General features: G+C 55.3%; 7 protein-coding genes. All 7 read left to right on the top strand.

Annotated features, from left to right (window positions below):
• Position 1 precedes the first annotated feature (1 nt).
• Positions 2-451, top strand: coding sequence for a 50S ribosomal protein L9 (gene rplI / locus BN348_RS12095; RefSeq protein ID WP_040198287.1), 450 nt, complete (start codon positions 2-4; stop codon positions 449-451).
• Between the two features lie 411 nt (positions 452-862).
• Entirely contained in the window at positions 863-2,215 is a 1,353-nt protein-coding gene (gene dnaB, locus BN348_RS12090) for a replicative DNA helicase (RefSeq protein WP_040198286.1), read from the top strand.
• Entirely contained in the window at positions 2,205-3,560 is a 1,356-nt protein-coding gene (tilS, locus tag BN348_RS12085; RefSeq protein WP_052446914.1) for a tRNA lysidine(34) synthetase TilS, read from the top strand. The genes dnaB and tilS overlap by 11 nt, the downstream gene beginning before the upstream one ends.
• Before the next feature lie 37 nt (positions 3,561-3,597).
• On the top strand, positions 3,598-4,140 hold the full coding sequence (hpt, locus tag BN348_RS12080) for a hypoxanthine phosphoribosyltransferase (RefSeq protein ID WP_040198285.1): 543 nt from the start codon (positions 3,598-3,600) through the stop codon (positions 4,138-4,140).
• Positions 4,141-4,258: 118 nt separating this feature from the next.
• The gene (ftsH, locus tag BN348_RS12075) at positions 4,259-6,307 is read left to right on the top strand and encodes an ATP-dependent zinc metalloprotease FtsH (RefSeq protein WP_040198284.1); all 2,049 of its coding nucleotides are present in this window, start codon (positions 4,259-4,261) and stop codon (positions 6,305-6,307) included.
• A 212-nt stretch (positions 6,308-6,519) separates the two neighbouring features.
• Positions 6,520-8,505 (top strand): DNA gyrase/topoisomerase IV subunit B, encoded by a 1,986-nt coding sequence (locus BN348_RS12070; RefSeq protein ID WP_040198302.1) that lies wholly within the window; start codon positions 6,520-6,522, stop codon positions 8,503-8,505.
• A 629-nt stretch (positions 8,506-9,134) separates the two neighbouring features.
• A complete protein-coding gene (locus BN348_RS12065; protein WP_040198283.1) occupies positions 9,135-11,366 on the top strand; it encodes a DNA gyrase/topoisomerase IV subunit A in 2,232 nt (743 codons plus the stop codon).
• Positions 11,367-11,814: the final 448 nt, after the last annotated feature.

Below are 11,814 nucleotides of genomic sequence, written 5' to 3'. Positions count from 1 at the left end.
TATGAAGGTTGTTTTGAAACAGGATGTGCAGGGTACCGGCAAAAAAGGAGACCTTGTCAATGTGGCGGACGGCTATGCGAAGAATTTTCTGATTAAGAGAGGGCTTGCGGTGGAAGCGGATACGCAGGCGATCAACGATATCAAGAACAAGCAGGCGGCACAGAAGCACCGCGAGGACGTCCTTCGCCAGAAGGAGATGGACGCGGCCAAGCAGCTCAACGACAGAAAGTTTGAGATTGCCGTCAAAGCCGGTTCAAGCGGACGTCTGTTCGGTTCGGTGACCAGCAAGGAGGTCGCAGAGGAGATTAAAAAGCAGCTTGGCGTCGAGGTCGACAAGAAGCGGGTCGTCATGGACGGCGACATCAAAACGGTCGGCGAATACAAGCTCGAGGTCAAATTCCACGCCGGCATCACAGCGAAGGTGACGCTGGTCGTCAAGCTGGCTGAGTAGGAAACATACCCATCCAGGGGGGATTTGTAATACCTTTATAAGGATGTCGGCCATCATGCTGGCAGAGTGAGACGCACCATTAAGACTAGGCTTTCAGTGTCTTTTAAGGTCGTTGGTCGTCAGTTGGCTTGGAATCAGATACGTTCATCCAAGCATGATTTTCAGTACCTTTTCGAGGCTGTTGGCCATCATGCCGGCCGATTCAAAAGCGTTTTATCCGGTCCTTGGGGCGTCAGCCTTTGGGGATCGGATTTCCTGTCCGGACCGCCGGGATGCGGCGGGAAGCCGCATGGCGAAGCGGGCGGGAATACGATCTGCACAAATACGATACGAGACTGACAAAACGGATCTGCCATGCCGTGTTCGCGGCATACAAGGTCCGTTTTGCGGAATATGGATATGGAGGTTCCCATGGAACAGTTGAGTTCGCTTGGGGTCTATCCCGAGAACATGCCCTACAGCCTGGAAGCAGAGCAGTCGGTTCTGGGCGCGATTTTGATAGAGCCGGGATGCATCATGCGGGTGCTCGAATTCATCAAGCCGGAATGCTTCTACAAGCAGCAGAACCGGGAGATCTTTTCGATCATGCTGCGGATGTTCACCGGCGGACAGACGCTCGACTTCATCACGGTGCTGGAAGAAGCGCGCCTTGGCAAGATTTTCGCAAGCGACGAAGACGCCAAGATCTACCTGACCAGCCTGGCGGAGCTGGTGCCGTCCATCTCGAATGTCGAGGCCTACGCGAAGATCGTGCAGGAGAAGTACTACCTGCGCAGCCTGATGGACACTGCGCGCGGCATCATCGACAGCACGGCGGCCGGCGAGGGCGACGCGCGGCAGCTGCTCGACGCGGCGGAGCAGCGGATCTTCGAGATCCGCCAGGGCCGCGACGCGTCCGGGCTGCAGCGCATCGATGAGATCATTGTCGAAGCGTATGACCATCTGCAGAAGCTGTCCGGCGACAACAAGGAGGAGTTCACCGGTATCCCGAGCGGGTTTAAGGGGCTGGACAACGTACTGACCGGCCTGAACCGCTCCGACCTGATCCTGCTGGCGGCCCGTCCGGCGATGGGAAAGACCAGCTTTGCCTTAAACATCGCGACCAACGTCGCGCTGCGCGCCGGGAAATCGGTCGCGATCTTTTCGCTCGAGATGACCAAGGAGCAGCTTGTCATGAGGATGCTCTCCTCCGAAGCGTCGATCCCGAGCGGCTCGCTGCGCACCGGGCAGCTCAAGCCGGACGACTGGGTCAAGCTGGCCGCGGCCGCCGATGTGCTGTCCAAGAGCCGCATCTATGTCGACGACACCTCCGGCATCAACGTGGCCGAGATGAAGGCGAAGCTGCGCCGCGTCAAGGACCTTGGGCTGGTGGTCATCGACTATCTGCAGCTGATGTCCAGCTCCCGCCGCGTGGACAACCGCGTGCAGGAGGTGTCGGAGATCACCAGAAGCCTGAAAATTCTGGCAAAGGACCTGGATGTCCCGGTCATCACGCTGTCCCAGCTCTCCCGCGGACCGGACGCGCGCGCCGACCACCGGCCGGTGCTTTCGGACCTGAGGGAATCCGGCTCGATCGAACAGGATGCGGACATTGTACTGTTTTTGTACCGCGACGCCTATTACAACCGCGAATCGGACGAGCACAACATTGCGGAATGCATCGTCTCAAAAAACCGCCACGGCGAAACCGACAGCATCAAGATGTCGTGGGACGGCCAGTTCACCCGATTCGGCAATCTGGAGTTCTACCGCGATGAACCATAACGTACGGGAAACGATCCGCCGGTACCGGATGCTGGAGTACGGCGATTCCGTCGTCATCGGCATATCGGGCGGCGCGGATTCGGTGACGCTGCTGCATCTGCTGTGTACACTGCGGGAGGAATATGCCCTGAGCCTGCGCGCCTGCCACGTCAACCACGGCCTGCGCGGTGAGGAGTCGCTGCGGGACCAGCGGTTTGTCGAGAACTTCTGCGCGTCCCTCGAGGTACCGCTCGATGTGCTGGAAGCGGATGTCGGCAGGATGGCGAAGGAGCGGCGCGTCTCCGAAGAGGAATGCGGCCGGCAGATACGCTACGAATTTTTTGAGCGGTGCTGTGAAGCCGGCGGCAGGATCGCAACGGCGCACACCCTTGACGACAGCCTGGAGACGGTTCTGTTCAACCTGAGCCGCGGCACCGGCCTTGCGGGGCTGTGCGGCATCCAGCCGATGCGGGAGAATATCATCCGCCCGCTGATCGGCTGCACACGCGCCGAAATCGAGGAATACTGCGCTCGAAACGGCCTGTCCTACGTGACCGATTCGACCAATCTCTGCACGGATTACAGCCGCAACCGCATCCGCCTGACGGTGGTCCCGCAGCTCGAGCGGCTTGGCGGGAACCTGCGGCAAAACGCCGGGCGCATGACCGAGCTGCTGCGGCAGGACGAGGACTATCTGCAGCGGCAGACGCGGAATTTTTTAAAGCGGCATCAAACCGGCCGGGGCATTGAGATCGCGGCGCTGCGGGACGAACATCCGGCCATCGCTTCCAGGGCTGTGCGGATGCTTCTGATCGAAAGCGGTTTTCCGTATGACAGGCAACACATCGAGATGGCTTTGCGGATGGCGAGTGAGGGCCATGGAACACTGCAGGTGTCGGCGGACTGCTATCTGGAAGTCAAGGATGGATGTCTTCGCGCATGGAAAAAAGAACGGGCCGTAAATTATTTTGAAAAGCCCTTAAATTTCGGAAAAACAGTACTACAGGATGGGATTGCGGTGCATATTAAATTGGTGGAGGTTCCTCATAGGGAAAATTTAAAGAATATTCATACAAATATGCTCCGCAGTTGCCTGGATTATGATAAAATTATCGGAAAAGTCGTCGTCAGACAGCGTCTGGACGGCGATAAAATCAGGCTTTGGGATAGAAAGATGACCAAAAGCCTGAAGAAGCTGTTTCAGGAGAAAAAGCTTTCCGCTTCGGAACGCGCCGAAAGGATTCTGCTTGCCGATGAACAGGGCGTCATCTGGCTGGAAGGGTTCGGCTGTGACGAGCGGGCCGCACCGGATGAGGGCACAAGCCGCCTTCTGGTGATAGAGCGGTGCGAAAAACGGACGTCATAGTTGGGGACAGCCGAAAAAAAGCTGGGGAGCGTGACTTATGATAGGCGATATTGCACAGATCTTAATCTCGGAGAAGGAGATCGCCGAGAAGGTCGCGGAGCTGGGAAGAAAGATCAGCTCCGATTATCAGGGGAAAAATCTGCTGATGATCAGCGTACTCAAGGGTTCCGTCGTGTTTATGGCCGACCTGATGCGGGCCATCAGCATCAAGGCACGGGTCGACTTCATGAACGTTTCGAGCTACGGAAGTGCGCAGAAGACCTCGGGCGTCGTCAAGATTGTCAAGGATCTGGACATTCCGCTGGAAGGCTACGATGTGCTGATCGTCGAGGATATCCTGGACAGCGGGCTTACGCTGTCTTATCTGAAAGGAATTTTACTGGAAAGAAATCCGCGCAGTGTGCGGATCGCGACACTGCTTGACAAGCCGGAACGGCGCCGGGTGGACATCACGCCGGACTATGTCTGTTTCAGCGTACCGGATGAGTTCGTGGTCGGCTATGGGCTTGACTTTGACGAGACCTACCGGAACCTGCCGTTTATCGGCGTGCTGAAACCGGAGATCTATGAAAATACATAGGATAAACCCGCGTCCGGCTGTGCCCGGGCATCCCTTATGGGATGGGGCGGCTTTATCCAGTTAACAACAAGGAGTTGATGTTTTGGCAGCTAGTCCTAAAAAGTCGAGAAATATAGCAATGTATATTGCGGTCATCCTGATTTTATTGCTCGGCATCTATCTGTTCTTCCCGTCCGCGCCGCAGAGCACGTTGAAGTACTATCAGATTGTGGACCTGTTTGAGCAGGACCGCGTGCGATACTATGCGCTGGATTTCGGTACCGGGGAGTTGTCGATGTACATCGAGGTGCCCGAGGGCGAAACGATCGCAGGCATCACCGACAACCCGAACAACGCGAAGCCCATCGAGGAGAAGAAAGAAAACCAGAACGATATCATGAACCTGTTCAACCTCTTTGGCGGCAATCAGGATACCGTTCTTTCCAAATTGGAGCATAAAGACCCGCTGTATCTCGTGAACTACAAGATTCCAAGCCTTTCGGTCTTTCTGGATGACGTCGAAGGCTATGTGAACCAGCACAACCGGCTGCACAGCGACTACAAGATCACCTACGACTACATTCAGGCCACCGACAACAGCTGGTGGATCAACCTGATCCCGACGCTGATCCTTCTGGGCGCGCTGGTCGTCATGTGGGTGCTGATGATGCGCCAGACCAGCGGCGGCGGAAAGATTGCGAACTTCGGCAAGGCCAAGGTGAAACAGCCGCTGGATGAAAAACGCCGCAAGACCTTTGCGGATGTCGCCGGCGCGGATGAAGAGAAGGAAGAGCTGGCCGAGATCGTGCAGTTCCTCAAGAATCCGCACAAGTTCAACGAGCTGGGTGCGAGAATCCCGAAAGGCGTGCTGCTGGTAGGCCCTCCGGGAACCGGTAAAACGCTGCTTGCCAAAGCGGTGGCCGGCGAGGCGAACGTCCCGTTCTTCTCGATTTCCGGTTCCGACTTTGTCGAAATGTATGTCGGCGTCGGCGCGTCGCGCGTCAGGGACCTGTTTGAGCAGGCCAAGAAGAACGCGCCCGCGATCATCTTCATCGATGAGATCGACGCGGTCGGACGCCACCGCGGCGCAGGTCTCGGCGGCGGACACGACGAACGGGAACAGACCTTAAACCAGCTGCTCGTGGAAATGGATGGCTTCGGCGCCAACGAAGGCGTCATCATCATTGCGGCGACCAACCGCCGCGACATCCTCGACCCGGCGCTGCTCAGGCCGGGCCGCTTCGACCGTCAGGTCGTGGTGGGCTACCCGGATATCCGCGGAAGGGAACAGATTTTGCGGGTCCACGCGCGCAACAAGCCGCTCGGACCGGATGTTCTGCTTTCCGACATTGCGAAGTCCACGGTCGGTTTCACCGGCGCGGACCTCGAAAACCTGCTGAACGAAGCGGCGCTGCTTGCGGCGCGCAGGGGACACAGGGCCATCACGCAGCCGGATATCGAGGAAGCGACCATCAAGGTTGTGGCCGGTCCGGAGAAGCGTTCGCACAAGGTCACCGAAAAGGATAAAAAGCTGACCGCCTTCCACGAGGCGGGCCATGCGCTGTGCACCTACTACTGCGAGACGCAGGACCCGGTGCACCAGATTTCGATCATCCCGCGCGGTATGGCCGGCGGCTACACGATGTCGCTGCCGAGCGAGGACCGCAGCTATATGAGCAAGATGCAGATGTACGAGGAGATCGTCGTGCTGCTGGGCGGCCGCGTTGCGGAGAAGCTTGTGCTCGACGACATCTCGACCGGCGCGTCGAACGACATCGAGCGCGCGACCGGCATTGCAAGGTCGATGGTGACGAAGTACGGCTTCAGTGAGAAGCTCGGCCCGATCGTCTACGGAGAGAACGAGCAGGAGGTCTTCCTTGGCAGGGACTTCAACCATCAGCGCAATTACTCCGAAAACGTCGCGGCGGAGATCGACCAGGAGATCCGCGAGATCATCGACACCTGCTATGAGAAGACCAAGGATATCCTGACCGACCATATGGATCAGCTCAGACGTGTCGCCGAATATCTGTTCGAAGAGGAGAAGATGGACGGCGAGGAGTTCAAGCTGCTGATGGAGGGCAAGGAGATCGTCAAGGATCACAAGAAGATCGAACTCGACAAAGCGGAAACCGACGGCAAAGAGAAAGAGGATGCCGAAAAGCCGTCCTCTGACGATAACGAATAACGACTGACACGGAAGACGGATGGGCGTGAATTTTTGCAAATTTGCGTCCATTCCTTTTGTGTTTGCGGCCTCTTCCATGCATCACGACATGATACATGAAAAACCATACGACACGATTCGCTTTTCAGACAGAGAAATTTACCATATAATAGTTTTGACTGCAGGCATAGGAGAAAGAATATCAAAATTTGACGGGGTGTGTGATCGATAACATGGCAAGGAAAAAACGGGAAGAGTACGGCAATGACAGCATATCGGCTTTAAAAGGGGCCGACAGGGTGCGGAAACGCCCCGGTGTCATCTTCGGCTCCGACGGGCTGCAGGGATGCGAACACGCGGTGTTCGAAATCCTGTCCAACTCGATCGACGAGGCGCGCGAAGGTTACGGCGACAGGATCGTCATCACGCGCTATCGGGATGGATCGATTCAAATCGAGGACTTTGGGCGCGGCATCCCGGTGGACTACAACAACAATGAACAGAAGTACAACTGGGAGCTGGTGTTCTGCGAGCTGTACGCGGGCGGAAAATATAAAAACACCTCGAGCGAGAGCTATGAGTTTTCACTGGGTCTCAACGGGCTTGGCCTGTGCGCAACCCAATATGCGTCGCGGTATATGGACGTCGAAATCCTGCGCGACGGCAGCCGGTATACGCTGCGGTTTGAACGCGGCGAGAATGTCGGGGGCTTACATAAGGAGCCGACCAAGCTGAAGACGACCGGCACGAAGATCCGCTGGCTGCCGGACATCGATGTGTTCACCGATATCCAGGTGTCGCTCGCATACTTCCAGGATGTGCTGAAGCGTCAGGCCGTGGTCAATGCGGGCCTGCGGTTCGAGCTGCATTTCGAGACCGACGAGGGGATGCACGACGAGGAGTTCTACTATGAGAACGGCATCACCGACTATGTGGGGGAGCTTGCCGGCGAAGAGGCGCTGACGCCCATCCAGTACTGGCAGGACAAGCGGTACGGACGTGACCGGGAGGACAAGCCCGAATACAAGGTGAAGCTGCATGTGGCGATGTGCTTCTCGAACCGGTTTAAGCAGTGCGAATACTACCACAACTCCTCGTATCTGGAGCACGGCGGCTCGCCGGAGCGCGCGGTCAAGGTCGCGTTTGTCTCGATGATCGACCAGTTCCTGAAGCAGAACGGCAAGTACCTCAAGAACGAGAGCAAAATCACCTTTGCGGATGTGGAGGACTGCCTGATCCTGGTTTCGTCGTCCTTCTCGACGGTCACCTCCTACGAGAACCAGACCAAGAAATCGATCACGAACAAGTTCATCTATGAGGCGATGACCGCCTTCCTGAAGCACAATCTGGAGATTTACTTCATCGAGAATCCGGACGACGCGCAGAGGATAGCCGAGCAGGTTCTGATCAACAAGCGCAGCCGTGAGAATGCCGAGAAGACCCGGCTGAATCTGAAGAAGAAGCTGGCGGGCAGCCTGGATATTTCAAACCGTGTACAGAAGTTTGTGGACTGCCGCACGAAGGACGTCTCGCTGCGCGAGATTTACATCGTGGAGGGAGATTCGGCGCTGGGCGCCTGCAAGCTGGGCCGCGATTCGCAGTTCCAGGCGATCATCCCGGTGCGCGGCAAGATCCTCAACTGCCTGAAGGCGGAATACGATAAGATCTTTAAAAACGATATCATTTCGGACATCATCAAGGTGCTCGGCTGCGGCGTCGAGGTCAAGAGCAAGGCCAACAAGGATTTGGCATCCTTTGACCTTTCCGGCCTGCGCTGGAACAAGATTGTCATCTGCACCGATGCGGATGTCGACGGCTTCCAGATCCGCACGCTGATTCTGACGATGCTGTACCGTCTGACGCCGACGCTGATTGAAGAGGGCTATGTCTACATCGCGGAGTCGCCGCTCTATGAGATCACGACGAAAAACAAGACCTTCTTTGCCTATTCGGATGCGGAGAAGGCAAACATCCTTGCCAAGATCGGCAGCCAGAAGTATGGCATCCAGCGTTCCAAGGGCCTCGGTGAGAATGAGCCGGATATGATGTGGCTGACCACAATGAATCCCGAGACGCGGCGGCTGATCAAGGTCACGCCGCAGGATGCCGAGAACACCTCCAGGATGTTTGATCTGCTGCTGGGGGACAACCTGTCCGGACGCAAGGAATTCATTGCGGAGTTTGGGCATCTGTATCTGGATGAGACCGATGTGATGTAGGCGGGGTGTCCGCCGGCGGCTCATACAGCCGTTGTGTCGGCTGTTATCCGGCAGTGCTGCCGGAATGCTTTGGCAGGGTGGTTGTTGTTTCGCTGTAGCACAGCGGTCTTACGTTGTTTGCCAAGTACCGCTTGGCTGGGTGGGTGTACCTCTTTTGCGTGGCCAAAAGAGGTACCAGAAAAGGCCATTCAAGGGGGCTGCCGCCCCCTTAAAAATCCCCCAATCACGCAGCTTTTCTGGGAAGGGTAGTTCCTGCGTCCAGATGACGGCTTTCTGCCCGCACCGGCGCAGTGCAGAGGCACACCATGCGCATCGCTTTTTCGGACATCCGTTCTGTCGCTGATAGCTATACAGCTCATCCGATACACCGTCTCGTTTAGCCTCATTGTGCTCTCCACGCCATAGTGGACTCATTCTTTTCCGGAGTGCGGCGGATGGGGGAGAGGGTGGCTTTTCACAGATACATATGGACGCTGGGTTCTAAAACGGTTGAAAGACGGTTTCACATCTTGAATGTGCGCAGCGATGGATGGCAAATAGGAATATAAGATGAATTTCATTGGAATTCAGTGAAATATAAAAGCAGATAACAGATTCCCGTATAGGGAAGATGAGGTGAAAGATACAAGATGGCAAAGAAAAAACAACCTGGCAGTGAAAAAAAGGTCAATGCCAATGCGGAGATCGAGAACGCCGGTCTGGTGCTGGAACAGCCGATCACCGAAACGCTCGAGAAAAACTATATGCCGTATGCGATGAGCGTCATTGTATCCCGTGCGATTCCGCAGATTGACGGCTTCAAGCCGTCCCATCGTAAGATTCTGTATACGATGTATAAGATGGGGTTATTGACCGGTGCGCGGACCAAATCGGCCAACGTTGTCGGCCAGACGATGAAGCTGAACCCGCACGGCGACGCCGCAATCTATGAGACGATGGTTCGTCTTGCCCGCGGTAACGAGGCGCTGTTATACCCCTATGTGGATTCCAAAGGAAACTTCGGCAAAGCCTATTCGCGGGATATGGCCTATGCGGCCTCCCGTTACACCGAAGTCAAGCTCGATGCGATCGGGGGTGAACTGTTCCGCGATATCGATAAAAACACCGTCGACTTTGTGGACAACTACGACAACACACAGAAGGAACCGCTGCTGCTGCCGGTCACCTTCCCGTCCATCCTGGTCAACTCGAATGTCGGCATCGCGGTCGGTATGGCGAGTTCCATCTGCCCGTTCAACCTGAGTGAGGTCTGTGAAACCACGATTGCCCTTATGAAGAATCCGGAGCATAAGATTTTATCCACGCTGATCGCTCCGGACTTTCCCGGCGGCGGGTTTGTGGTGTACAACGAGCACGATCTGAGAAAGATCTATAAAAGTGGACGCGGAAGCGTGCGGGTGCGCTGCCGCTACATCTATGACAAGCAGAACAACTGCATTGAAGTGAGCGAGATTCCGCCGAGCACCACCGTGGAAGCGATTATGGACAAGATCATCGATCTGATCAAGCAGGGCAAAATTCGCGAAATCTCCGATATCCGCGACGAGACCGACCTGTCCGGCCTGAAGCTTGCGATCGATCTCAAACGCGGTGTGGATGCGGAAAAGCTGATGGCGAAGCTGTTGCGCATGACGCCGCTGGAGGATAATTTCTCCTGCAACTTCAATGTGCTGATCGATGGTGTGCCAAGGGTGATGGGCGTCAGGGAGCTGCTGAACGAATGGATTTCCTTCCGTACGGGCTGCGTCCGCCGCAGGACGGTCTATGATTTGAAGAAAAAGCAGGAAAAGATGCATCTGCTTGAAGGCCTTTCCAAAATCCTGCTGGATATCGATAAGGCCATCCGCATTATCCGGGAAACCAAGCTGGAAGAACAGGTCATCCAAAACCTGATGGAAGGCTTTTCAATCGATAAGATTCAGGCTGAATATGTAGCGGAAATCAAGCTGCGTCATCTGAATGAGGAGTATATCCTGAAGTGTACCAGGGAGATCGATTCGTTAAAAGCCACAGTCGAAGAGATGCAGAGCATCCTGGCGGATGAACGGAAGCTGGGCGCCATCATCATTGCGGAACTCAAAGATGTCGCCAAGAAATACGGCAAGCCCAGAAAAACGCTGCTTGTCTATCCATCCGAAGAGGAGATGGGGCCGGTCGAGGACGAGGTGCCTGATTATCCGGTCTGGCTGTTCCTGAGCAAGGAAGGGTACTTTAAAAAGATCACGCCGCAGTCGCTTCGCATGAGCTCGGATCAGAAGCTCAAGGACGGCGATGTGATTGTTCAGCAGATTGAGAGCAGTAATACAGCGGAACTGCTGTTCTTTACCAATCAATCGCAGGTCTATAAAAGCCGCGCATCCGAATTTGACGACACCAAAGCCAGTGTGTTCGGCGAGTACATCCCGGCGAAGCTCGGCTTTGACGAAGGTGAAACGGTGGAATATCTCTGCGTGACCAAGGACTACGGCGGCCATATGCTGTTCTTCTTCCAGAACGGCAAGATCGCCAAGGTGCCTTTAAACGCCTACTGGACCAAAACCAAGAGGAAAAAGCTGCTGAATGCCTATTACGATAAGGTTCCGCTGGCAGCGATCCATGCGGTCACCGAGGAACAGGATTTTGTCATGCAGGCCACCAGCGGCAGGATTTTAATCCTCCATTCCGATCAGGTCAGCGTCAAGACGGCGAAGAATACACAGGGCATCCAGATCATGCGGCTGCGCAGGGATGCGGTGGTTTCATCGGTTGATCCCTACACGGCAGGACAGTTTCAGAATGAAGACCGGTTCCGGTTGAAAAATATTCCAAGCGCAGGACAGTTTGCCAAGGATGGCGAGGTGTTCGAACAGCTGAAGCTGTAGAATATCTTCCGATGTGACCGTGCGGCTTGTTTGGGGAACAGTTTTGCAATATAATGGCATCCCGGTTGATGCTGCGGGAATGGAACAAGCTGGGGATGGTTTGCGGCTGCTTAAAATGGTATTTGCCGGTTAGCTATTGACCGGACTGTTTGCCGCACTGCGTACGGTATGAAAACATATATTATCTAAATGATATGGAACAACGGACAATTGGCCGGATTTAGCGCTGTTTTGTGTTATGTATGGCGCGGATTTCAGACAAAAAGATTGCAGCCCGGTTTCTTTTAATAAAAAAAGAAATCCAAGGCTGCAGCGCGGCTTTACAGTATAAAACGATATCCACGAAAACGCAGGATTCCATCCTGGAACTTCTAAGAGCAGCAAATGTTCTGCTCATCCTGCCTTTTTACACCCCGAGCTTATTCGGTATAAAGCGGTCATCCTTGCG

Source organism: Candidatus Soleaferrea massiliensis AP7, from assembly GCF_000820765.1.
GTDB lineage: Bacteria > Bacillota > Clostridia > Oscillospirales > Ruminococcaceae > Soleaferrea > Soleaferrea massiliensis.
This window is presented reverse-complemented; position numbering and strand designations above follow the sequence as displayed.